Consider the following 24,302-nt stretch of genomic DNA (forward strand, 5'->3'; position numbering starts at 1 on the left):
CTTGCGGCTATGCCAATCAATCACAGCACATAAATAAACAAAGCCTTTTGCCATAGGGATATACGTTATATCAGTAGACCACACTTGATTACTGCGCTGAATAGCCAATCCTTTGAGCAGATATGGATATTTACGGTGAGCTTGATTAGCCTGGCTTAAATTTGGTTTGCAATATAACGCCTGAATACCCATTTTCTTCATTAAAGTACGTGTATGACGTCGTCCTATATGATGCCCTTGACGATTCAACAAATCACGCATCATACGACTGCCTGCAAAAGGATATTGCATATGTAATTCATCAATACATCGCATCAGCTTCAGATCTGATGAGCTAACAGGTTTTGGGCGATAATAATAACAACCACGAGAGACTTTCAGTAACTTAGCTTGTTTAGATACTGAAATCTGAAGTGAGTGATCGATTAACTTTTGTGGTTGAAGCGGCCCAGTTTCTTCAACACACCTTCTAAAAAATCAATTTCTAATGCCTGCTCACCGATTTTTGCATGTAACTTTTTAAGATCAATGGGAGGTTCTGATGGAGCTTTTGATTGATCGAAAGCTTGTGAGGAAGCTGAGATCAATTGATTTTTCCAGTCAATAATTTGGTTTTGATGAACATCAAACTCAGAACTCAATTCAGCAAGTGTTTTTTCTGCTTTGATCGCAGCAAGTGCTACCTTAGCCTTAAAGTCGTTTGAATGATTTCTTCTTGGTCTACGTGCCATAAAATACTCCATATATTGATGTTTATAACATCATTTGAGGAGCAGAGTATCACTTATAGGAGTTGTTCAAATTTCCGGATCCATCTCTGTTAAACTGCCACTATCTCAGAGTTTTTCTAAAGTTGTATAAGTAATCCTTCTCATCTTAACCAATTCAGTTAAGATTTATCCACGCTATAAATATAATCTCTGTACACGACAAATTTCATAGGTCCCTTGTCCTATCAGGCTTTTTCTTTCTTAAAATTGCTAGCACTTTCTTAAATTCTTCTTTTTTTCCAAAACCAATCAAACGTAGAATAGCCATTTGAACATAGTCCAAACCGTAGCGAAATAAACTTACTGAAAGTCGTCCATGCTTCTTTATTTTTATCGTTTTTTTCTGATCATGTTGCCATTCACCTGTTAAATAGCACCAACAGAAACCGATAGCTAGCACTGCTATCAATTTCTTGACTCGTCTAGGGTCTGTTAAACGAGTATTTTCAAGATTGAATCCACGTCCTTTGAGACAACTAAATAACGTTTCGATTTCCCAGCGTAATGCATAATCACGAATAGCAGAAGCATTAAACATAGGAGAAACAACAAGTAAAAGTTCTCCATCTTCTAATCGTAGCGCACTAATATACAGTTTCACTCGACCAACCCAAATACGTCGTTTACGACATTCAGTTTGACCAACTTGAAGATGACGAAATAAATCACTAATTTTATGATTCTTGGCTAAGTGATTGGTCACAATAAAGTTTTTTTAACACGTATACAGAAGTTAATGTCATTTTCAATTAACCATGTAAACCATTTCTCACCGATAAATTCTCTGTCTGCAAACACATTCACAATACGATCTTTACCAAAAATGGAGATAAAGCGTTGAATCAAAGCAATACGCTCTTTTGTATCTGAATTTCCACGTTTATTGAGCAATGTCCAAACAATAGGTATCGCTATTCCACGATAGACGATGGCCAACATCAAGATATTGATATCTCGTTTTCCCCATTTCCAATTAGTTCTATCCAAAGTTAATTGGACTTTATCGAATGAAAATATATTGAAAATTAACTGAGAAATTTGACGATAATCGAAATACTGATCTGCAAAGAAGCGTTGTATACGTCGATAAAATGATTGTGGTAAGCACTTGATGGGTAAGGCTTTAGATGCAGAAGAAAGATTACATGTCTGTTTTACAATTAATGCAAGCATAATCAGTGTAAAACATTTTACATGTGACTTGTTCCACTTTAGATATTTGTTTAAGATGAGATATAACTCATTGAAATGTGTCATCATATTCGTCGTCAGAAAACAAGTATTATGCCATTATTTCAGTGAGTTATCTTTTTTTGTCGTGTACAAAGAAATATAATATTATTCATTACATTTATAGAGCTAATTTTTTTTCAATATGCGGCCTTTAATTCAGATCCTTTCGTGATCATTTACAAGATTCCTTAGAAAATATTTATATATTTATCATGGTTTTTAGTGTTTTTATATACAAACTAAGGAATGGCTGCTGCAAGTAAATGAGGTAATAGATGGAGTTAAAGCAGTTAAAATATTTTGTCTCAATTATTGAGTCAGGAAGTTTAGGGAAGGCCTCTCAAAAACTTGATGTTGGAACTTCTGCCCTAAGTCAGCAAATTGCTAAACTCGAAGATGAATTATCGACACGTTTATTGCAGAGAACATCCACAGGTGTTACACCCACACCTTCAGGCTTGGCATTTTTTAAACAGGCTCAATTGGTATTACGTCATACGGAGTATGCAATTGAAGCCGCACATTCATCTCGGTTGACGGGTCATGTGAGTGTAGGTTTTTCACCGAGTATTGCGTCTGTAATCGGTATTCCATTTATGCAATTGATGTCAGAGCGTTATCCTGATATCAAAATTCATTTAGTTGAAAGTCTCTCAGGTAATCTCACCAATCTTGTGAACTCAAGACAGCTCGATATCGCCATTATTTTTACCCAAGATGTCGATGTCAATTGGGCTGTTCAACCGTTATTAAAAGAACAAATGTTTTTAATGGCAAACCGGTCTTTACTACAGGAATATGGATTTGAGCATTGTATTCAAGAGGGACAAATTGATTTAGACCAAGTCAATCGATTACCCCTCGTATTGCCAAGCCAGCGACACGGTTTACGTAAGTTCTTAGATCAAAAAGTGGAATTATTAGATGTCAATCATGAAGTCGATGGTCTGCATTTACTCATGAACTGTGTTAGTCAGTTAAATATGGCAACCATTCAACCCGTCAGTGCACATTTTGACTACTTAAAAACTGACATGTGTTTATTACAAGTCGTAGAGCCAAAACTTGAACGTATTAATTATTTAATCAGCCATGCCGAAGACGAGCTTTCACCAGCAAGTTTAGCGACCAAAGTTGCAATTAAAAGTACTGTTAAGCATTTAATTCATAATGGACTATGGCCAAGTGCAGAGTTGTTAGACTTTTAGCGTATTTAGTATTATTAAAGACCTCTTTAAGATTCACCGCTTACGATGTCTTCGATATTCAGCTTAAATTGCTTGAAATTCGAAAGGGAAGACATCGAATGCATGATGTAATTGTGATTGGCGGTGGGAATGCCGCTTTATGTGCAGCCTTGACTGCAAGAGAGGCCGGTGCTTCAGTTTTAATTTTAGAAGCTGCTCCAAAAGAATGGCGTGGAGGAAATTCCCAGCACACACGTAATTTACGTTGTATGCATGATGAGCCTCAAGATGTATTGATTGATGCTTATCCAGAAGAAGAATACTGGCAGGATTTATTGAAAGTGACTGCTGGGAAAACGAATGAGCATTTAGCCCGTCTTGTGATTCGTTCAACGGCAACCTGCCGTGACTGGATGCGTAAACACGGCGTGAATTTTCAACCTCCTCTTTCTGGCGCGCTGCATGTAGCACGAACCAATGCTTTCTTTATGGGCGGCGGTAAAGCGCTAGTCAATGCTTATTTCCGTAGCGCACAAAATTTAGGCGTAGATATTCTCTATAACACCAAAATTGTCGATCTAGAGATCGAAAATAATGTCTTTAAAGCGGCTATTGCTGAAGATGGTAAACGCTTTGAAGGGGCTTCATGTGTGCTCGCCGCTGGTGGATTTGAGTCCAATCTAAAGTGGTTACGTGAGGCATGGGGTCAAAATGAGGATGGTGAATGGCCTGCAGATAATTTTATTATTCGAGGTACTCGTTTTAATCAAGGTAACTTACTCAAATTTATGATAGATCAAGGTGCCGATATTATTGGTGATCCTTCGCAATCTCACTGTGTCGCTGTTGATGCACGTGCACCGCTCTATGATGGCGGTATTTGTACCCGAATAGACTGTGTTTCCCTCGGCATTGTAGTCAATAAAAATGCGGTCCGTTTTTATGATGAAGGTGAAGATTTTTGGCCTAAACGTTATGCCATTTGGGGGCGCTTGGTCGCCAAGCAACCTGGACAAATTGCCTATTCTATTATTGATTCCAAATCTGTGGGGCGTTTCATGCCTCCAGTATTTGAAGGAACTATCGCTCATTCAATAAAGCAATTGGCACAAAAATTAAATTTAGATGAACAACAGCTCATTCAAACCGTTGATAACTATAACAAGGCCTGTGTTAAGGGTGAGTTTAACCATACGGTGTTAGATGATTGTCATACTGAAAATTTAAGTCCAGCTAAAACCCATTGGGCAGTTCCTTTAGATCAGCCACCGTTCTATGCCTATGCCTTAAAGCCCGGCATTACCTTTACCTATCTCGGCTTAAAAGTTGAAGATGATGCCGCTGTGCGCTTCGATGGGAAAGCCAGCCCTAATTTATTTGTGGCAGGAGAAATGATGGCTGGAAATGTATTGGGTCAAGGTTATACAGCAGGTGTCGGGATGTCGATTGGAACAACATTTGGTCGTATTGCAGGTAGAAATGCTGCCAAAGCTGCACTTGCACAAGGAGAATGGGCGTGAACGTAGAACCGAAGAAATTTATTCCTGTAGTGCAACTGACCGAGAATGAAGAGCAAGTCAAACAAGCCTTACAAATTTGTAATGCATGTCGTTACTGTGAAACTTTCTGTGCTGTATTCCCTGCCATGACTAAGCGTCTTGAGTTTACGCAAGCCGATATTCACTATATGGCAAACCTTTGTCATAACTGTGGCGCATGTTTACATGCCTGCCAATATGCACCACCGCATGAATTTGGTGTGAATATTCCACAAGCCATGGCGCAAGTACGTTTAGAAACCTATCAAGAATTTGCTGTACCTGCAGCATTTGGTGCTATTTATAAGAAAACAGGCATTCCATTGGTTTCAGCCATGTCCGTACTGTTTTTCTTATTGATGTTGGCTGGCGTATGGATGAATGGCACCGATTTATTTGGTCGTTACCAAGGCGATTTCTACGCCATTTTCCCGCATAACTTCTTAGTTGTTTTATTTGGCTCAGTCTTCATACTGTCTTTTGTATTACTGGGTCTCGGGATTGCCAAATTCTGGAAACAAACCTCTAAGATCATTCCAGAAGGGGTGGCACAGCCCGATATTTTACAAGCTTCCAAAAATGTACTGACGCTCAAATATTTAGATGGTGGTCATGGCAAAGGTTGTAACGAAGAAGATGATCGATATACCAAAATCCGTCGCGTTTATCATCACTTTACCATGTACGGCTTCTTACTCTGCTTCGCAGCGACCAGTGTTGCAACGCTTTACCACTACTTCTTAGGTCTTCAAGCACCTTATGCCTATACCAGCTTACCTGTTATTTTAGGCACCTTAGGTGGGATTGGACTCATTATTGGTCCTGTAGGTTTGCTTTATTTGAACATTAAACGTCATCCCTTACATGGTGATGCGAAGCAAAAACCCATGGATCGTGGCTTTATTTTCCTATTGTTGCTGATCAGTGTCACCGGTTTATTGCTCCTTGCCTTCCGTGACACTGCAGCAATGGCATTACTTTTGATTGTTCATTTAGCAACGGTGATGACTTTCTTCTTAACCATTCCTTTCGGCAAATTTGCACATGGCTTCTACCGTAGTGCTGCATTGTTGAAATTTGCAGTAGAGGAGCGCATTGCTAAACACAAATCAAAATCAAAGTAAGACCCAAGCCTCGTGATCACTAAAACAGTCACGATGGTGGTAGGTAAAGGTGGAAACACATTCACGGATAATTCAGCATAAGGATATTTTGCTATGAAAAAAATGAAATGGTTAGCACTTGCGTGCACAGGCGCTGTTTTGGTGGGTTGTGGCACAGGTAATGCATCGAAAGAACCGGGTCAGCCTAAGCGTGCAGAATGTATTGCACCTGCTAAACCAGGTGGTGGTTTTGATATGACCTGTAAATTGTTGCAATCAGGCTTTAAAGAAACTGGGGTGATGACCGATCCAGTTCGTGTGACTTACATGCCAGGTGGTGTAGGGGCTGTGGCTTACAACAAAATTGTGAACAATGACCCAGCCAATAATAATGCCGTGATTGCATTTTCAACCGGTTCATTGTTGAACTTGGCACAAGGCAAGTTCGGTAATTTCACAGAAAAAGATGTGAAATGGTTGTAGGGTGTTGCGGTCGATTATGGTCTGGTCGCAGTACATAAAGATTCGCCGCTGAAAACCTTAGATGACTTGATGAAAGCACTCAAAGCAAATCCAAAGAAATTGAGCTTTGGTGGTGCGGGTAGTGTTGGTGGTCAAGACTGGATGCAAACGGCTATTTTAGCCAAAAAAGCAGGTATTAATCCTGCGGACATGAGCTTTGTGGCACTTGAAGGCGGTGGTGAAGTACTTACTTCATTGTTAGGTCAGCATATTCAAGTGGGTGTGGGGAATGTCAGCGAAGTGGGTGCACATTTAGATGCAGGTTCAATTCGCGTATTGGCAGTGTTCTCTAAAGACCGTCTGGAAGGTAAGTTCTCGAATCTACCAACAGCGATTGAGCAAGGTTATGATCTTGAATGGCCAGTAATCCGTGGTTTTTACATGGGGCTTAAAGTCAGTGATGATGCGTACAAATGGTGGAAAAACGCCTTTGATAAAATGATGGCAAATGAGAAGTTCGATGCGGTACGCGAAAATCAAGATTTATTGCCATTTGAAATGACCGGTGAAGAAATTCAGGCTTATGTCTATAAGCAAACCAATGAAATGCGTCAATTATCTGAAGAATACAAATTATCAAAATAACAAACAGACTGAGTGAGGACGAATGTTTTCACTCAGTTTTTGTTTAGAGGGAAGATGATGAAATCTGAACGCATTCTTACAGCCATCATTGCCGTAATCGGATTGGGATTGTTGATCTATGCTTTGAACTTCGAAGCGCCAATTTCTTATGATCCTGTTGGGCCAAAAGCCTTTCCAATTCTGTTGATGGGCTTGATCACTTTCAGTGCTTTTTACTTGACGGTTCGTCCAGCCATTATGTTTGAACCAGTTGAACTCGGTTGGACCAAACACTTAGTCGGCAAATTACTCCTGTGTGTCGTGGCGCTAACCTGCTATGCCGCGGTCTTTGAACTTCTCGGGTTTATTGGTGCAACATTGTTGTTAACCATCGCACTGGGTCGTTTATTTAACGGGAAAATGATCCCGATTGCGATTACCAGTGTTGTTTTAAGTTTTAGTACCTACTACCTGTTTGACCGTGTGTTAGACGTACCTTTGCCACTCGGGCTATTTGGTTAAGGATGACGACCCTATGGAAATTTTAAATTTTTTAATGATGGGTTTTGAGGTTGCATTACAACCGAAAAACTTATTAATTGCCTTTATTGGTGCATTTATTGGCACGATTGTCGGTCTATTGCCTGGCTTAGGTCCAATTAACGGTGTGGCAATCCTTTTACCATTTGCTTATGCCTTGGGTTTACCCGTAGATAGCGCACTGATTCTATTGGCTGCGGTGTATTTGGGCTGTGAGTATGGTGGTCGTATTTCTGCAATTTTGCTAAATGTGCCTGGTGATGCGGGCGCGATCATGACCACTTTAGATGGTTATCCGATGGCGCAACAAGGTAAAGCAGGCATTGCATTATCATTATCTTCCGTCAGTTCCTTTATTGGTAGTACCATCGCCTTTATTGGGATCGTGTTGTTTGCGCCATTATTGGCGAAGTGGGCAATTTCTTTCGGCCCTGCTGAATACTTTGTACTCATGGTCTTTGCGATTGTGTGTTTAACCGGTTTAGTTAGCACACAACCTGTGAAAACATTTCTTATGGCGTTGTTAGGTTTAGGCTTATCAACTGTAGGTATGGATGCGATTACAGGGGTTTACCGCTTTACCTTTGATAGCGTTGGCTTAAGTGATGGTATTGCATTTACCACACTCGTGATTGGTTTATTCAGTGTTAGTGAAATCTTATTATTACTTGAACGTACAGCGATTGGTAAAGTTGCGCTTAAACAAGGCAAACGTTCATTATTCAACATCAAAGAATTTTTCAGTGCACTCGCGACGATTATTCGTGGTTCATTCATTGGTTTCTTCTCAGGGATTTTACCAGGTGCAGGTGCAACAGTTGCCAGCGCAATGGCATATACCACTGAACGTAAAATTGCGAAAGACAACAGCCAATTTGGTAAAAGTGATTTACGTGGTTTAGCAGCACCGGAAAGTGCCAACAATGCTGCAGCATGTGGTTCATTCGTTCCAATGCTGACGTTAGGGGTTCCTGGTTCGGGTACAACTGCGGTGATGATGGGTGCATTATTAATGTACAACATTGCACCAGGTCCACAATTATTCACAGAACAACCGACATTGGTTTGGGCACTGATCGCATCATTGATGGTGGGTAACATCATCCTCTTGGTATTGAACTTACCATTGGTGGGTTTCTTTGCAAAAATGTTGAGCGTACCAAGTTATATCTTGATTCCAATTATCGCAACGGTCAGCTTCATTGGTGTTTACGCAATTCATAGCAATGTCTTCGATCTATTACTCTGCTTAGGTTTGGGCGTATGTGGTTATATCGTAAGCGTCCGCTGAATCCCATACCAATTTTAATTCGATTTAGGTTTCCAGCAGTGTGGCAGTAACTCTTCAATCTGGGTCACTTTGTGTGTCGGTAACCTTTTCAGCACATCACTTAAATAGGCATACGGATCCAAGCCATTCAGCTTTGCTGACTGGATTAAAGTCATGATATTCGCCGCTCGCTGGCCGCTGCGCAGCGAACCTGCAAATAACCAGTTCTTACGTCCCAACGCCCAGGGGCGCATCTGGTTTTCCACCCAGTTATTGCAAATCGGTAGATTGCCATCATCCAGATAGCGGCTTAAAGCTGGCCAACGCTTCAGAGTGTAATTGATCGCCTTGGCGGTTGGAGAACTCGATGGCACAGTCAGTTGATGTTGGTTGAGCCATTCATACAGTTGTTGCATCACTGGTTGACTATGCTGTTGTCGGTATTCGCGGCGCTGTTCTGCTGTACCATCGGTCTTTTTCCTGAGTTCTGCTTCTATTGTTAGCGGCAATGTAAAAATGACCCCCCAACAGCATTTGAAAATTGACCCCCTTGGTTAATATAGTGGTCTTTTTGGACTGCTCAACATGTTAACTTTGGAGCAAGCAGTGACAATCCAAATACTTCATCAACAAGGTCAATCTATTAAGGCAATTAGCCGCGAACTCGGTATTTCTAGAAATACTGTGCGTAAATATTTACGATCTCAAGTAACACCTAAATATCAACGAACACAATCTAAAGTGAGTATTCTTGAGCCTTATAAACCGTATTTAATCAAACGTGTAAATGCCGCCGATCCAGAATGGATACCGGCTGCAGTGTTGTATCAAGAAATCTTGCAAAAAGGCTACACGGGGAAAATCAGAACACTACAAAATTATCTCAATACATTAAAGCCAACTAAACAACCAGAGCCGATTAAGCGATTTGAGACTCAACCAGGTCAACAAATGCAGGTTGATTTCACAATAATTCGACGTCATCACACCACATTAAAAGCATTTGTTGCAACTTTGGGATACTCTAGAGCAACCTTTGTTAAGTTTTATGATCATGAACGTTCTGATGCATGGATTGATGGCTTAGAAAGTGCTTTTCAGTTCTTTGGTGGTGTTCCTAAAGATGTATTATTTGATAATGCTAAGGCCATTATCATTGAACGTGATGCTTATCAAGATGGTCAACATCGCTGGAATGCTAAATTACTTGATTGTGCTAAGAAATATAACTTCCGACCACGTGTTTGTAAGCCATATCGTGCGCAAACAAAAGGTAAAGTGGAACGCTTTAATAGTTATTTGAAATCAAGTTTTATCGTGCCATTAAAAGCAAGTTTAAAGATGGTTGACCTTAGCTTAGATGTTGATATGGCAAATGCCTATATTGGTCGATGGCTTAGTGAAACAGCAAATCAACGCATTCATGCAACAACTAAAGAAAAACCAAGTACTCGTTTGCTTGAAGAACAAGAATATTTTTCTTCATTACCTTTATTTAATGATGGTTCTAAAAAATCTGTAATTGATGATGTTAGCCCATCATCACTCATACCTCATGAGAGTGTTCAACACCCCTTATCAATCTATGATGAATTACTGGAGGTTTCTTAATGAATTTACAGTATGAGCGTATTGAACAGCTTTGCCGTCAGCTTGGTCTACAAACAGTGGCATCACAATGGTCACATCATGCACAACAAACCTTAGCAAAGGATGGCAATTATGCAGATTTCGTTGAAGCTATGCTATTACATGAATACACAGCCAAGCAGCAACGTAGTCAACAGATTCTTTTACAACTTTCAGGTCTTACTCAAATCAAAACGTTGGAGGCTTATGATTTTAATTATGCTTTAGGTGCTCCAAAGTCGCAGTTGCTTGAACTATTTAATTTAAGCTTTATTCCAAGAGCTGAAAATGTTGTATTTATTGGTGCAAGTGGTGTTGGGAAAACACATCTATCAATGGCTTTAGGCTATAAGGCAATTATGAATAATATTAAGACTAAGTTTATTACTGCAGCTGATTTAATGTTGCAACTTAGCCTAGCTTATCAACAAGGTAAATTAAAAAACTACATGCAACGTGTTGTACTTGCTCCAAAGTTATTGATTATCGATGAAATAGGATATTTACCATTTGGTCGTGAAGAAGCAAATTTATTTTTTAATGTTATTGCCAAGCGCTATGAAAAAGGCAGTACGATTTTGACCAGTAATTTACCATTTAGCCAGTGGTCTAAATCATTCGCAGATGATGTTACTTTGACAGCAGCAATGTTGGATCGTTTATTACATCATTGTCATGTTGTACAAATATCTGGGGAAAGTTATCGTCTAAAAGATAAAAAGAGAGTAGGAATTCAACCACAAATTGAGTCTTAATAAATCATCAAAGGGGTCAATTTTACTTTGCTGTTTTTAAGGTAAAAGGGGTCAGTTTTAAATTGCCGTTGACACTATCGCATACAGTTTCTGAATCAGCACTAATGCCTGTTCAGCGACCTGACTTTTTTTGGTCACATGCAGTTCATGGAATTTACGACGCGCATGCGCCATGCAGCCCACCTCAATGACCTGACCTGATTTAAAACGTGCTTTATAACCACTGTAATCATCACAGACTAGATGGCCTTGCCAGCCATTCAGGAACTCTTCAGCATGCTGACCTGAACGGCTATCCTGAAAGTCATAGATCACCGCTTGAACTGGATTGTACTGTGTGGTGGCATAGGCCCAGACATAACCTTTCTTCGGTTTTTTCTCATTCTCACCCATCCGTATGATGGTGACCGGCGTTTCATTGGCATGGATCACCCGCTGTTGCAACACCACCTGTTTTAAGGCATTAGCCAGAGGTTCCAGTTCCACACCGCAGCGACCAATCCAGTCAGATAAAGTGGATCTGGACAGATCAATGCCAGCCCGCTGATAGATCAGGCGCTGACGGTACAGCGGCAAATGATCGGCATACTTCGATACCAGCACATGGCTGAGCAATTCAGGTGAAGCAATGCCTTTATCAATCACATAGGCGGGCATCGCTTGCTGAGTCAGAGTGTCGCACTGATCACAGACCCATTTGCCACGGACATGCTGTTCCTTATAGAACTTTGCCGGTCTGAAATGCAGTTTTTCACTGACATCTTCGCCGATACGACGGAGTTGGCAGCCACAAGCACATTGGGTTGATGCAGGTTCATGCTCAATACGGATGGTGTGTAGATGATCTGGCAGTGGTCGACGTTTAGGTTTATTGGTTTTGGCTTTCTGTGTCGCTGCATTGGTTTTATCTGCATTTAGCCGTTCCAGTTCTAGATCAACCGCGGCAATATCTTCTTCAACCGCTTCATCCCACAGATGGATTTGTTTTGCAGTGAGATGTTCGTTTTTACTGCCGAATTTGTGCTGTTTAAATAGTGCGAGTTCATGCTCGTATTTTTGATTGAGAATAGAAAGATGTTGAACTTTAGAATCTAATTGCTGATTGGTGACTTCAAGATGTTGAACTCTGGCATCTAATTGCTGGTTTGATTGTGCTAGAGACTGATGCTGCATCGCCAACTGTCTGGTGAATTCCAGCAGTTGTTCATGGGTCAGTTGGCTTAAGTCAGGCAGCGTATTCATGACCGCAGTATGCCTGAGGTCATGAAGAGAATGAAATAGAACGTTTGGAGGATGGCAGAATGGTCGAGCTTGGTTTAGAGCATATTCACCACTTGCTGCAATCCAATTCTCTGCCAGGGCAAACCTTGGATTAATGCCTGTAACTGTTCTGGGCTGAGGGCCACGGTTTCACCTTGGTGAACTTGAGCCCAGTGAAATTTACCCTGTTCCAAACGCCGGGCACACAGCCAGATGCCCAGTCCATCATGTACCAACACTTTCATACGATGACCACGTTTATTACAGAACAGGTAGGCGCAATGCGGTTTGATGTAGCCAAAGGCTCTCACCACCTGAGCCATGACAGTATCCATTCCTGCTCGCATATCCATGGGCTGGGTAGAGAGCCAAATTTCATTGATACGGATCATGTTGCCAGTGCCTTGAGTAATTCTGCCAAGGCAGGTATTTCTGATGTCTGCCATTTTAGCTGAATATCATTATTCGTATGAGGCACGGTGATACACAACGTGATCCTCTCATCAATAGGTTGGCTGATTGCAGCAGTGTAAGGCAAAGCAATAAATGCTGGATTCACATGAGTAGGATCCTGCACGGCACCCTCATGATGGCTGAAGATCCTGATCCAACGACTGACAAGGTTGGCATTAATACTATGTTGCAGTGCGACCGAAGCGATCGAGGTATTAGGATTTTTGCAGGCATTGACAATACTGAGTTTGAATTCTTTGCTGTATTTTCGGCGTTTTTTAGCAACAGGAGGTGTTGCTGAATATATATCCATGTTCATGGATTAAGTCCCCACTTGTTTTTAGGTGGGAACTAAATTAAGGCTTATAGGATCGCTTGGTAAGGCTGTGTTAGCCGGATGCTTACGTTATATCTTACGTAAGTTTGATTTCCCACTTGCACCTTTAATTCTTTGTTTTGTATTGGGTGAGTTGATGGAATCGAACTTGCGCCGTGCATTGTCCATTTCTCAAGGTGAACTCAGCATCTTATGGAGCAGTGGTATAAGTATGGGACTTTGGATCATGTCTGCATTGTTACTCATCCTTCCATTCGTACGTAAGTACTTATTTATCAAAAAACAAAAATCAATCTAATCCAAACATGATGGTCAACTATGCGTTGACCATCATTGGTGAAGAGTATGAAAAATATAATGTTCAATGCCAAAGGATTGGCAATTGCCTTTGTAGGTGCATGGCTTGCGGTATGGGTAAATCTCCCACTGCCATGGCTGCTTGGGCCCTTACTGATCACGCTGCTGATCGGAAGTTTTGGTATTTCAAATCCATGTCATCCACGTTGGCGTAAGACAGGGCAGGTCATTATTGGCATGGTGCTCGGTCTTTATTTTACTCCTGCATTGGTCAATGCCTTGTCTATGTACTGGCTGTTTATTGTATTCGGCATTTTGTGGTCAATGGTGCTGAGCCTCGCATTAGCAACCCTTCAATACAAATTCAATCACCTTGACTGGTCGACGGCATGGTTTGCCTCTGCAATTGGCAGTGCTAGTGAAATGATCAACATTGCAGAGAAGCATCAAGCACAAGTCGATAAAGTCGCCGCTACGCACAGTTTAAGAATTGTGATTTTGGTCGTCTTGGTCCCGATCTTTATGGGGCTGTATTTAGACGTGACGTGGTCTGTACCGACGTTGGCAGTCACCAATACATCCATTGTGGCTACCGTTTTATTATTTTTACTCGCCATCATTACAGCTAAAGTATTTGATGTGTTCAATGTACTGAATGCTTGGATTTTAGGTCCGCTATTTTTAATAGGCATGCTGTCTTACTTTGGTGTGATTCAGCATAGCTTTCCGAATTGGTTTATCGCATTTGGTCAATTGTGTATTGGCTGGTCTTTGGGCAGCAAATTCCCATTTAGCTTTTTAAAAGACAATCAGCGTTTTTTAGTGTTGACCTTGATGTTTAATTTTTTGGCTTTGGTGCTGTCCATTTTATTGGTGCTTGCACTGATCCAGTTTGTGTCTGTAGACGAAAAGGTATTGTTACTCGGACTCTCCCCGGGCGGCATTGCAGAAATGTCACTGATGGCAAAAGTGTTAGGACTTTCAGTCCCGATTATTGTGGCCTTCCAACTTTCGCGACTCATTTTTGTGATTCTCACCACCCGTTATTTTTATCGTTTAAGTCAAAGATTATTTTTTTAGATATTGCTTGGATGAAAGCAGTGGAGCAACAATGAATAGCAGTGTTTATGAAAGAATTTCGTATGCAGATCGTCTGCATCGGGTCAAACAAGATGGCTTATTTTTAAAATTTATTCAAAACCAAGATAAACTGATTTGTTTTGAAGCCATTAAAAACAACCCACGTGCTTTGAAATACGCACACCATCAAAATGAAGAGATGTGCCTACATGCGGTTTCAAACTGCGGCGACCTCATTAAATACGTACATGAAAGAACAGAACGTATTTGCTTGGCCGCTTTAAAAAATGAAGGTTTGGCAATTCGTTATATTGATGCACCAACTTTAGACATGTGTATGACCGCAGTCGCACAAAATGGATTTGCGCTGAAATATGTACATCAACAAACTGAGCAACTCTGTGTATTGGCGGTAAAAAATAATCCTTATGCCATTCGTTATGTGAAAGATAAAACAGAAGACATCTGCTTGATAGCAGTTAAAAATGACGGCAAAACCCTAGCGTATATACATCAACAAACAGAACGGATATGTGAAAAAGCGATTCAGTCACACGCAGAAGCGATTCGCTATGTCCAACAGCCAAGTCTGGCGATGCTCAAATACGCCATTAAAAAAAGACCGTATGTCATTCAATACATTGACGAAGCAAATAAAGAATTATGGAAATATGCGATTCAGCAAAACACGTCAGTGATCAAATTTTTAAAACATGCCAATGAAACGCTTTTGGCTTATGCCATTCAGCTTAACCCGACCTCAATTAAATATATTCAAGATCCAGCTGATTCATTATGCAAACTTGCCATCTCATTGGATTATGAAGCGATTGCGGTTTTGAAACAACCTAAAGAAAGCTTGTGCCTATTTGCTTTGTCTAAATCCAAAGATGCGATTCATTTTATTCGAAAAAAATATTAAAACGACAACATTAGAAATCAATTTATGGACATGTATGGAGGAGCAATTTAAACACACATTTTTTATGCAATAAGGATATGAATTAAAGAGGAAACATATGAAAATTAAATTACTGAGCTATGCAGTTTTATGTGCAAGTTTATATGCGACGGGCACACATGCGGAACAAGTGACGCAAGCAGAAATACAGCAGTTAAAATCAGAAGTAGCCGAGTTAAAAGCACTTTTAAAACAAACAAATGCTGTACAACCAGAAAGCCAAGCACCTGTAACTCAACCGTCAACATCGTTTAAAAACTGGCAATCGAAATCAGGGGCAACTGTCAACTTATACGGCTTTATCCGTGCCGACATGGCGTATCAATTTGAAGGTGCAAAGGGGATTTTTAATAGCCCGCATACTGTTGCATTAGAGGACGCAGCTGATAAAAGAGCAACTGAAGACCGTTTTGATAGCACGCTAACCACGACTCGCATTGGTTTGGATTTTAGTACGCCTTTAGATGAAAAGTCACTGAAAGGTAAAATTGAAGTCGATTTTCGTGGCGGCGAGAATAAGGATACGGTGCGTCTTCGTCATGTTTATTTAAATTATGACCGCTGGCTGATTGGTCAGACGACGTCAACCTTCTTATCAACCGAGACAGCACCAGAAATGCTGGACTTTAATACCGCTTTAGGCGGTGGGACTACCCGTAATCCGATGGTACGTTACTCTCAGCCGATTAATGCAGAGACCATGTATTTCTTAAGTCTGGAAAAAGGCAATGATGAGAATCGTCTGCCGTTACTTGCAGGTAAGGTGAAGTATGACTTTGCCGAAGGAGATGGTTTAATCACTGCACGTGGTCTGCTACAGGAAGTACGTCTACGTGATATTGATGATAAAACAGAGTTGGGTTGGGGGGCTGCGTTGGGCCTGCGTTATAAATTTACCCCATCCTTATTATTAAATACCAATTACTCACATGTATCCGGAGATAATAAAATATTGTTGGCAACTTCAGATAATCGACGTTATATCCAAGAGGGAAATGAGATTGAACTAATTGATTATAATGCATTTCAAGTGGGTACAACCTACCATTTTAATGAAAAGCTGAGAAGTACTTTGGGTTATGGTGCTCTAATTTATGATAAGAACAATGACACTGCCAATAAAAAGCTACAACAAGGCTGGATAAATATGATGTACAAACCTTATAAACCGCTGACTTTGGGTGTGGAATATGTCTATGGTAAGCGTAATACTGTTAATGATCGAGAAGGCGAAGATAGCCGTCTAGAAATGATGGCGAAATATGATTTTTAGACATTGATATGAACTAAAAGATTAATTAAATTGAATATGGGCAAGGGCTTTTCCTTGTCCATATGTCTGATATTATCGTACAAGCTAATTTTTATTTTAGAGATCTAGAACAACTTGATAGGGTTTAAATCCTTCTATTACTGCGTCCGAAACCAATTGAATAAAAGCTTCAGTCTTTTCATATGCCATCCATTGATCAAGAGCCTCATAGTAAGCCAAACGATTTTCTACTGTAATCACACAAGGCGGATAGCCTGCTTTTAATAGTTCAAGATTCATCAAAAGACGTGACGTGCGACCATTGCCATCAATGAATGGATGAATGCCAACAAAATCAGCATGTACTTTGGCTGCACGTTCAATTGGATGTAGCTTATGTGCTTCACTATTATACCAGTCTACTAATTGAGTCATCTTGTCATTTAATAACGTGTAATCAGGCGGGGTAGACGTAGCACCTGATATCAGGACATTTTGCTGACGATAACGTCCAGCATTATCATCATCAATATTCTTTAAGATAAGCTGATGGATATTACGAATTTGCCATTCAGAAAAAGGCTCCTCTTTCCGAATGATATCTTCAACGTAGTAAATTGCATTTCTATGGTTGATCGCTTCGAAGTGTTCTCTTAATGCCTTTCCACCAACAGTAATACCTTCGAGTACTACTTTTGTTTCTAGCAGGGTGAGGGTATTACCTTCAATTGCATTGGAATGATAGGTCCAGCGGATAATAAGATCTTCTTGTAAATTTTTTACAATTGCAGGAGCAAGAGGACGATGCTGATCTAATTTTTTCTTTAAATCATCAATACTTTCAAACATGCCCTGAACCCTGAATCTTAATTAATTAATGATACATGAAAAACGGAGCATCTAAAAACGTAATGATATAGCGTATCATAGATGAGAGATTGAATATGATAGAATAATGAGATAGATCTAAATCATGGATGTGGGAAATAAAATCATTAGGCATTTGATGTCATACATCTGATTAGAGTTTTTACGGTATTTAATACGGTAAATAAAATCTTTAAGTATGAAAAGTTAAATACTATCAATAGCCTACTAATGGTTTCTGGTGCGCGCTGAGCGCACCAAATTAGTATATAAGCATTGAACTGTAATATAAAAAATAGTTGAAAAGTATATAAAAAATTAAGATAAACATTCGATCTTATTTGCCATAGCCTGATCACGTTTTTCAGCATATAAAACTCACATATTTTAAAACTGAAAAATCTGAGGGCAGCTTCGTGGGCTATATCGTTAAACTCATTCCAGAAAACTTATATTTTGTTCCGCATGATAATGAAATTGGTACCACGGAATTTCGCAGTAAAGCCGTCGCAGAAGGTTTGTTCTACGATTATGCTGAAGCAACAGCAATGGTAAAGCTATACAATAAAGATATGCTGCAAGATGTTGATTATGAAATTGAGTTAATTGAATAATCGTCGACTTCTTATTATTTGAAAGTATCGCCAAGTTATGCAGAAGCTAATCGCAAAGCTGGAGCTTTTAACCGCATAAAATTATGCCGTAACTGAAAATTAAATCAATTGAAATTTTGCTGTGTGAATGTGTTGAAATGTAGTGGGCTATTGCAGCAAAAAATAAGTTTCACTATATTAAAACTACAGTAGGTCATTCAATGTAATAGACGCTACGATGCAGTTGGACGGATCAATGACAGCTCGTTGAGTTTGTAACTCTTGTTCAAACAATAAAATCAGCACTAGCCTTCCAACATAAAAAAACTCGCAGCAATGCGAGTTTTTTCTGTGCTAGAATGAAAAACAAGCAAATTTACTGTGGTTTTGTAAGTTGTAAATAAAATTTTAAAAAATATGTGTTTGAATTTATTAGATAATTTAAATTTAGTTTAAAAAAATACTACATTGTCAAACAATCTAACAACTCACTTTTTTAAAAAATTTATAAGCTATGGTATAAAAAATTTCCGTCAAGAAAAAGGGAACAACAATGACGCAAATCATCGATATTAAAGTTAAAGACCAGTTTAGCCATATTTACGAAGCAAAAGCATTGCTACGTAATATCCCAGAAACTTCATTGGCAGCGGGTTTGGCACTATTTCACAAAATTGAACACATTATTGTGGAAGGTGAAGTGATTTTACCAAGCATCGAACTTTTGTTTGAAAGCCGCGAGTCTGATAGTATTTTCCGTGTGTTGGAGTAAATATTTGTGAGACTACTTTATTTTTAGAAAAGCTCATTTCGATGAGCTTTTTTGTGCGCAGGATTTTTAAAGCACACGTAAATAAAGTGCTCATTAAGTGTAAAACATATCGCTTTAAACCGTCTGATCTTCTACAAGTTGGATATTTACATCGTATTTATCAAACTCTTGAATAATTTTTTGAATGACCGCTTGCCCAATGTCATCATCGGGTTGAAAACTCAACTCTTGATTGGTTTGACTATCAAAACATTCAATTTGCAAGATTTGCCAGAGCTGGGCATCTGTACTTTGTTGAATCACTATGCGTCGCGGTTGTAAATGTGCTGAAATTTGACGCGGCAACACATTGGTAATCGCTAACTGTATTTGGCTTTCCTGATCTTTTGGGCTTAAAAAGGTAATCACCCAATTGCCAACTTTACTGAGTTGCATTGGATTGTCATAAGCATCAAACGCTAAAAAAAATGCATAATTCATCATAACCCTGTGCCTCAACAATTCTAGAAAATACTATATCGCTGATTTTTATCAGTCGGGGCTATGCCGCTAAAGTCTTAGCTTTTATAGGAATAATGGATCTAAGGTTTATATGTGTTTTTAAGGTGTTGAAAAGTAATAAAAATAAATTAATCCATATATCCCTGAGCATGGTTTTAATTGTTAAAAAGACTTAAAACTAAGTAAAAAAATCTAAGCTTTAAGTCGGATTAAGCTTTTGTAGGGAGTGATTGATTTGCTGCAAAATCTGATTGAGTGCTTTTGGCGGCAAACGAGTTTCTTGTAAAGAGGTAATCCATTGCATTTGGCAGAGTTTTAAGCTGCGAATATCCTGAGCTTGTAAAATTCGCTGAATCAGTTGTTTTGCCATTAATCCACAATGACGCTGCAAAGTATCCATCATGAGAAATTTTACATCTTCAAAACTCAAAGCGGTAATTTCAGGCTGTATTTCTGCTTGGGGTTCAGGTTGTTCAGCGGGCTGTTCTGTATTGATGGCAGCTGCAACACGTGCTTCTAAATATGCAGGAACTGAATTTACTTGAAGATGTTGGGTGTGGATTGGTTCTGCCAAACTTTCAGCATGCGCTTGCGAGGTGCTGCTTGCAAGTTGGCTATGAATTTCTGTGTGTAAAGTGGTAGATGATGGCTCTTGCTCTTGTTGCAGCAGAATGTTAGCCGTTTGCTCTTGGTGTTGCAAAGTGTCTTGCTCAAGCGCAGCAGGGGCAATCAGGTGCATATCTAATAGCTGTTCAATCAATTCAGGTGGTGCAAGACGTTGCTTGAACTGATCTCCGAGTAAATCAAAATCTTCAGTACCAATCAGTACCAATAAACGACGTTGACGTGCATTTAAATCACGTGTGCGCTGTTGTAATGCATCTAGACCGAGTTGAGTTTTTTGATAATTAAACATGAGCCTTAATTTATTTCCCCAATAAATTAAGGCAAAGCATAGACTTTGAAAATTACAATAATATGAATAATTTATGACAGGTAAATGCAATAAGATTCACTTGAAACATTTATAAAGTCAAAATACTGGTATTTTCGAGCGCCTTGCGTAAGTAAGGATCTAAATCTTCTTGTCTTAATAACCATTGCACATAATCGGCAGGAAGGTCAGCAATTGCCGTACCACGATGTTTACCAAAATTGATAATTTGTGGAATACGTGCTTCTTCTGAGGCAGTGTAGAGTTCTTCAATACTTTGAATTTGTAATTGATGAACTTCGTGCATCAAAATATTGGCCGTTAAAATAATATCCATATCGGCACGATGCGCTTTTTTAATCATATCACGCGCTTTTTCGCTGCCTTTGGTAATCATATAAATTAAAGCTGAAATATTGTGTGCTTCAGCATTCGGCCATACACGACGTGCAAGTGCTAAAGTGCAAATGGCTTTAATTTTAGAAGTATCCACACCACATTTTTCTAAAGCGCGAATATCGTAATCAATATTATGCCCAATGATATAGGTGGTTTCGGCAGGTAATTCAAAACTGCTGTAATGCGGTTGATCAATTAAATCCGATTCTAAAATATGATGCACCGCCATCGCTGCGAATGAAATCGGCTCATCGACTTGATATAACTGATCGAAAATTTGACTTTTATCTAGACTGATTTTGCCATCTTGAATTTGAATGGGGGCGTAGGCAATCTCAATGGGTTGTCCATTTAAAGTATGGGTTTCAGTGTCGAGAATAATTGCCTGCATGTCCTGATTCGCTTGCGTCATTCAATAAAAATGCAATCTAACATTAGCCGCTGCGTATGACAAATTGAATTGAAATTTAATAGGCACTTGTATATGTGATCAATTTACTGATTTTTACCGTAAGTGTTTAATTTTAAATAAAATACACTTGCATATTAATTGTTGAAATCTTGCCTGATACGATAAAAAAGCGTACAAATAAAGATTGCGAAGGATGCAATTAATAAGAATATGAAGACAAGGGTAAGCAAATGAAAAAAATATGGTTAAGCGTGGCTTTAGCCAGCAGCAGTTTGTTTTTAACCGCCTGTAATGATGATCATGACGATACGAGTGTTGTGGTTATTGAGGATGGCATTCCGAAATATAATTTTAGTGCCCCTGTCGTGAAAACAGAGCCTTATTTAGATCAGGGTGCCAATGCGAATAATGTTTTAGATACAGTAAGTGCCTCTAAAACATTGATGACTTATAAAATGTTAGGGGTAAATGGACAGGAAACTCAGGCAACTGCACTTGTTTTTACCCCTCAAACAGTTAAGCCTGCGGGCGGATGGCCACTTGTAGTTTGGGCGCATGGCACAACAGGCGTGGCAGATGCGTGTGCACCAAGTCGTCAAGGTTTAAATGGAAATGAGTACTTCATTGCTAAACTATTGGCAGCAGGTTATGCCGTTGTTGCACCCGACTACGAAGGTTTAGGCGAACCGAGTGGTAAAGAATTACATCCATTCTTGAATTTAAAAAGTGCAGCTTATTCGATTACAGATGCTGTTGTCGCTGCAAACAAGCTTTTGGGTAATACTGCAGAAACGCGCTGGAGTGTAGTTGGACATTCACAGGGTGGACATGCGGCTTTAGGTGCAGCACAGTATGCATCGCGTGCGCAGTTAAATTATAAGGGTGCCATAGCTATCGCACCTGCATCAAATTTAGCGTTGGTATTGGCGGGTGGTGAACAAAAAGCAGCTCAGGAGCCAGATGTAATAAAGAAAGTACAGACACTTGTACCATTAGATACGTTTACTGCTCTAATTGCTGCGGGGCTAAGAAATACTGCTCCAACCTTGAAATATTCTGAAATATTTGTGTCACCAACAGATCAACTTGCTGCTCAGGCAGAGTCAATCTGTTATGAGGCATTAGGTGGGAGTATGCTTCAGCCAATGCGAGAGCACGCACAGACTTATGGAAAATTGGATGGTTATCCACGTACTCAACCGAATTTCATGACGACCATCCCTGAAGTTAAAGATTTCTTAACCAATGGTTCACAGCCATTAAAAGTGAAAATCAGTACGCCTATATTTATTTATCAAGGAACGGCTGACCCAACTGTACCGAAACAAGTCACGGATTACTTGGTTCAGTCAGCTCAAGGGATGGGAACTAAAATTCATTACGTCACTGATCAGGATTTACCTGTAGAGCAAAAATGGGATCATGGTTCGGTGTATGTGGATAATATGGATGAGATTGTCAAAGATGTTCAATCACTAATGCCTATTCAATAAGTTGTTGAATTACGATAAAGATTGATTTGACCTAAAATAGCTCATGTTTTATCTGAAACATGAGCTATTTTTATGTAAAACTGAGCAAAGTTCATTCTCTCAGTTCACAAACTTTATGCTACAATACGCGCCAATCTTAGCACGGCTTAAAAGCCCTAAATTAATAGGACCTCGCTAATGTTTGCCAATATTTCTATTGCCGAATTTGATCCAGAATTAGCTCAAGCGATCACCAATGAAGATGCGCGCCAAGAAGCTCATATTGAGTTAATTGCTTCTGAAAACTACTGCTCACCTGCAGTAATGGAAGCTCAAGGTTCAAAACTTACCAATAAATATGCAGAAGGCTACCCAGGCAAACGCTACTACGGCGGTTGCGAATACGTAGATATTATTGAACAATTGGCGATTGACCGTGCTAAAGAACTCTTTGGTGCAGATTATGCTAACGTTCAACCACACGCTGGTTCACAAGCAAACTCTGCAGTTTACTTAGCTTTACTTAACCCAGGCGACACTGTGTTAGGTATGAGCTTGGCACATGGTGGTCACTTGACTCATGGTGCAAAAGTAAGCTTCTCAGGTAAAACATATAACGCTATCCAATATGGTTTAAACCCAGAAACTGGCGAAATTGATTACGAAGAAGTTGAGCGTTTAGCGCTTGAACACAAACCACGCATGATTGTTGCGGGTTTCTCTGCGTATAGCCAAATTGTAGAGTGGCAGCGTTTCCGCGACATCGCAGACAAAGTTGGTGCTTATTTATTTGTAGATATGGCACACGTAGCAGGTCTAGTGGCTGCTGGTGTATATCCGAACCCTGTGCAAATTGCTGACGTAACGACTACTACTACACACAAAACATTGCGTGGTCCACGTTCTGGTCTAATTCTTGCGAAAGCAAACGAAGAGATCGAGAAAAAATTACAATCTGCTGTGTTCCCTGGTAACCAAGGTGGTCCATTGGTACACGCAGTTGCAGCAAAAGCAATTTGTTTTAAAGAAGCAATGGCGCCTGAATACAAAGCGTATCAACAACAAGTTGTTAAAAATGCGCAAGCGATGGCTGAAGTTCTTATTGAACGTGGTTATGATGTAGTATCTGGTGGTACGAAAAACCACTTGTTCTTGCTTTCTTTAATCAAGCAAGATATTACAGGTAAAGATGCAGATGCATGGTTAGGTGCTGCGCACATTACTGTAAACAAAAACTCTGTACCGAACGATCCACGTTCTCCATTTGTAACTTCTGGTATCCGTATCGGTACTCCAGCGGTAACTACACGTGGTTTTGGTGAAGCAGAAGTACGTGATCTTGCAGGTTGGATTGCAGACATTCTTGACAGCAAAGGTGACGAAGCTGTAATTAATACTGTAAAAGCAAAAGTTGAAGCTGTTTGCGCGAAATTCCCAGTTTACGCAAAATAAGCACAGCCTTGAGAAAAGCCCCTCAAGGGGGCTTTTTTTATGGATGTAAAAAATTGATTTTTCGTTCAATAAGCTGAATTTCTGTTATAACTTAAGCGTATTGAATATGATTGTAGGCAAGCTGATGATGACAGTATTGTCGGAATGAC

21 protein-coding genes and 5 pseudogenes are annotated in these 24,302 nt (G+C 39.7%); 16 read left to right on the forward strand and 10 right to left on the reverse strand.

The features are described from left to right. Together F947_RS14235 and F947_RS14480 are read right to left on the reverse strand one after the other, a co-directional pair. Nucleotides 1-743 (reverse strand): annotated as a pseudogene (locus F947_RS14235) (IS3 family transposase); the annotation flags it as partial. Nucleotides 744-936: 193 nt separating this feature from the next. Then, nucleotides 937-2,027, reverse strand: a protein-coding gene (locus F947_RS14480; protein ID WP_099046179.1) for an IS4-like element ISAba33 family transposase whose coding sequence is annotated in 2 segments (ribosomal slippage) — nucleotides 937-1,487 and nucleotides 1,487-2,027 — 1,092 coding nt in all. Because the reading frame shifts where the segments join, the coding sequence is not laid out codon by codon here. A gap of 251 nt (nucleotides 2,028-2,278) precedes the next feature. Here F947_RS14480 and F947_RS04875 point away from each other — a divergent pair. The 6 genes and pseudogenes from F947_RS04875 to F947_RS04900 all read left to right on the forward strand — a co-directional run bounded on the left by F947_RS04875 (nucleotide 2,279) and on the right by F947_RS04900 (nucleotide 8,748). Continuing rightward, the gene (locus F947_RS04875) at nucleotides 2,279-3,211 is read left to right on the forward strand and encodes a LysR family transcriptional regulator (protein WP_004972880.1); all 933 of its coding nucleotides are present in this window, start codon (nucleotides 2,279-2,281) and stop codon (nucleotides 3,209-3,211) included. A 98-nt stretch (nucleotides 3,212-3,309) separates the two neighbouring features. Beyond that, entirely contained in the window at nucleotides 3,310-4,710 is a 1,401-nt protein-coding gene (gene tcuA, locus F947_RS04880; RefSeq protein ID WP_004972882.1) for an FAD-dependent tricarballylate dehydrogenase TcuA, read from the forward strand. Continuing rightward, nucleotides 4,701-5,852: a tricarballylate utilization 4Fe-4S protein TcuB gene (tcuB, locus tag F947_RS04885; RefSeq protein WP_035311422.1), complete on the forward strand. Its 1,152-nt coding sequence runs from the start codon at nucleotides 4,701-4,703 to the stop codon at nucleotides 5,850-5,852. The genes tcuA and tcuB overlap by 10 nt, the downstream gene beginning before the upstream one ends. 93 nt (nucleotides 5,853-5,945) lie before the next feature. Continuing rightward, nucleotides 5,946-6,938: pseudogene (locus F947_RS04890) on the forward strand (Bug family tripartite tricarboxylate transporter substrate binding protein). A gap of 54 nt (nucleotides 6,939-6,992) precedes the next feature. Continuing rightward, the gene (locus F947_RS04895) at nucleotides 6,993-7,439 is read left to right on the forward strand and encodes a tripartite tricarboxylate transporter TctB family protein (protein WP_099046174.1); all 447 of its coding nucleotides are present in this window, start codon (nucleotides 6,993-6,995) and stop codon (nucleotides 7,437-7,439) included. A gap of 13 nt (nucleotides 7,440-7,452) precedes the next feature. Next, on the forward strand, nucleotides 7,453-8,748 hold the full coding sequence (locus tag F947_RS04900; protein WP_004972892.1) for a tripartite tricarboxylate transporter permease: 1,296 nt from the start codon (nucleotides 7,453-7,455) through the stop codon (nucleotides 8,746-8,748). A 14-nt stretch (nucleotides 8,749-8,762) separates the two neighbouring features. Here the strand turns inward: F947_RS04900 and F947_RS04905 are convergent. Next, nucleotides 8,763-9,224: pseudogene (locus tag F947_RS04905) on the reverse strand (IS66 family transposase); the annotation flags it as partial. Nucleotides 9,225-9,312: 88 nt separating this feature from the next. Here F947_RS04905 and istA point away from each other — a divergent pair. Together istA and istB are read left to right on the forward strand one after the other, a co-directional pair. Next, nucleotides 9,313-10,338 (forward strand): IS21-like element ISEc57 family transposase, encoded by a 1,026-nt coding sequence (istA, locus tag F947_RS04910; protein WP_004972870.1) that lies wholly within the window; start codon nucleotides 9,313-9,315, stop codon nucleotides 10,336-10,338. Beyond that, on the forward strand, nucleotides 10,338-11,111 hold the full coding sequence (istB, locus tag F947_RS04915) for an IS21-like element ISEc57 family helper ATPase IstB (RefSeq protein WP_004972895.1): 774 nt from the start codon (nucleotides 10,338-10,340) through the stop codon (nucleotides 11,109-11,111). The genes istA and istB overlap by 1 nt, the downstream gene beginning before the upstream one ends. A 75-nt stretch (nucleotides 11,112-11,186) precedes the next feature. On the opposite strand, the pseudogene tnpC reads toward istB, so the two are convergent. From tnpC to F947_RS04930, 3 genes and pseudogenes are all read right to left on the reverse strand, one after another. Further along, a pseudogene (tnpC, locus tag F947_RS04920) lies at nucleotides 11,187-12,353 on the reverse strand (IS66 family transposase); the annotation flags it as partial. A 74-nt stretch (nucleotides 12,354-12,427) separates the two neighbouring features. Continuing rightward, complete coding sequence (gene tnpB, locus F947_RS04925) at nucleotides 12,428-12,817, reverse strand: IS66 family insertion sequence element accessory protein TnpB (protein ID WP_079376920.1); 390 nt, start codon at nucleotides 12,815-12,817, stop codon at nucleotides 12,428-12,430. Further along, nucleotides 12,760-13,143 carry a transposase gene (locus F947_RS04930; protein ID WP_001055585.1) on the reverse strand — a complete coding sequence of 128 codons (384 nt, stop codon included), beginning with the start codon at nucleotides 13,141-13,143 and terminating at the stop codon, nucleotides 12,760-12,762. The genes tnpB and F947_RS04930 overlap by 58 nt, the downstream gene beginning before the upstream one ends. A gap of 76 nt (nucleotides 13,144-13,219) precedes the next feature. Here F947_RS04930 and F947_RS04935 point away from each other — a divergent pair. The 4 genes and pseudogenes from F947_RS04935 to F947_RS04950 form a co-directional block, all read left to right on the forward strand. After that, nucleotides 13,220-13,459 (forward strand): annotated as a pseudogene (locus F947_RS04935) (hypothetical protein); the annotation flags it as partial. A 47-nt stretch (nucleotides 13,460-13,506) separates the two neighbouring features. Further along, entirely contained in the window at nucleotides 13,507-14,538 is a 1,032-nt protein-coding gene (locus F947_RS04940; protein WP_026438380.1) for an AbrB family transcriptional regulator, read from the forward strand. A 31-nt stretch (nucleotides 14,539-14,569) separates the two neighbouring features. Beyond that, nucleotides 14,570-15,460 (forward strand): DUF4116 domain-containing protein, encoded by an 891-nt coding sequence (locus F947_RS04945; RefSeq protein WP_004972902.1) that lies wholly within the window; start codon nucleotides 14,570-14,572, stop codon nucleotides 15,458-15,460. A 97-nt stretch (nucleotides 15,461-15,557) separates the two neighbouring features. Then, nucleotides 15,558-16,772, forward strand: coding sequence for a DcaP family trimeric outer membrane transporter (locus tag F947_RS04950; RefSeq protein WP_004972903.1), 1,215 nt, complete (start codon nucleotides 15,558-15,560; stop codon nucleotides 16,770-16,772). Nucleotides 16,773-16,868: 96 nt separating this feature from the next. Here the strand turns inward: F947_RS04950 and F947_RS04955 are convergent, their stop codons facing one another. Continuing rightward, complete coding sequence (locus F947_RS04955; RefSeq protein ID WP_004972904.1) at nucleotides 16,869-17,600, reverse strand: Fic family protein; 732 nt, start codon at nucleotides 17,598-17,600, stop codon at nucleotides 16,869-16,871. Nucleotides 17,601-18,034: 434 nt separating this feature from the next. Between F947_RS04955 and F947_RS04960 the strand changes: the two genes are divergently transcribed. Both F947_RS04960 and F947_RS04965 read left to right on the forward strand, forming a co-directional pair. Beyond that, complete coding sequence (locus F947_RS04960) at nucleotides 18,035-18,232, forward strand: hypothetical protein (protein WP_004972905.1); 198 nt, start codon at nucleotides 18,035-18,037, stop codon at nucleotides 18,230-18,232. Nucleotides 18,233-18,764: 532 nt separating this feature from the next. Next, complete coding sequence (locus tag F947_RS04965; RefSeq protein ID WP_004972907.1) at nucleotides 18,765-18,983, forward strand: hypothetical protein; 219 nt, start codon at nucleotides 18,765-18,767, stop codon at nucleotides 18,981-18,983. A 114-nt stretch (nucleotides 18,984-19,097) separates the two neighbouring features. On the opposite strand, the gene F947_RS04970 is transcribed toward F947_RS04965, so the two are convergent. From F947_RS04970 to F947_RS04980, 3 genes are all read right to left on the reverse strand, one after another. Beyond that, nucleotides 19,098-19,466 carry a hypothetical protein gene (locus F947_RS04970; protein ID WP_004972910.1) on the reverse strand — a complete coding sequence of 123 codons (369 nt, stop codon included), beginning with the start codon at nucleotides 19,464-19,466 and terminating at the stop codon, nucleotides 19,098-19,100. A 217-nt stretch (nucleotides 19,467-19,683) separates the two neighbouring features. After that, nucleotides 19,684-20,400: a hypothetical protein gene (locus F947_RS04975; RefSeq protein ID WP_004972912.1), complete on the reverse strand. Its 717-nt coding sequence runs from the start codon at nucleotides 20,398-20,400 to the stop codon at nucleotides 19,684-19,686. A gap of 109 nt (nucleotides 20,401-20,509) precedes the next feature. Next, nucleotides 20,510-21,208 carry an exonuclease domain-containing protein gene (locus F947_RS04980; protein WP_026438378.1) on the reverse strand — a complete coding sequence of 233 codons (699 nt, stop codon included), beginning with the start codon at nucleotides 21,206-21,208 and terminating at the stop codon, nucleotides 20,510-20,512. Nucleotides 21,209-21,459: 251 nt separating this feature from the next. Between F947_RS04980 and F947_RS04985 the strand changes: the two genes are divergently transcribed. After that, entirely contained in the window at nucleotides 21,460-22,722 is a 1,263-nt protein-coding gene (locus F947_RS04985) for an alpha/beta hydrolase (protein ID WP_004972916.1), read from the forward strand. Nucleotides 22,723-22,899: 177 nt separating this feature from the next. After that, nucleotides 22,900-24,153, forward strand: a complete 1,254-nt coding sequence (gene glyA, locus F947_RS04990) for a serine hydroxymethyltransferase (protein ID WP_004972918.1) — start codon at nucleotides 22,900-22,902, stop codon at nucleotides 24,151-24,153. Nucleotides 24,154-24,302 lie beyond the last annotated feature (149 nt).

This window comes from Acinetobacter towneri DSM 14962 = CIP 107472 (assembly GCF_000368785.1).
Lineage (GTDB): Bacteria > Pseudomonadota > Gammaproteobacteria > Pseudomonadales > Moraxellaceae > Acinetobacter > Acinetobacter towneri.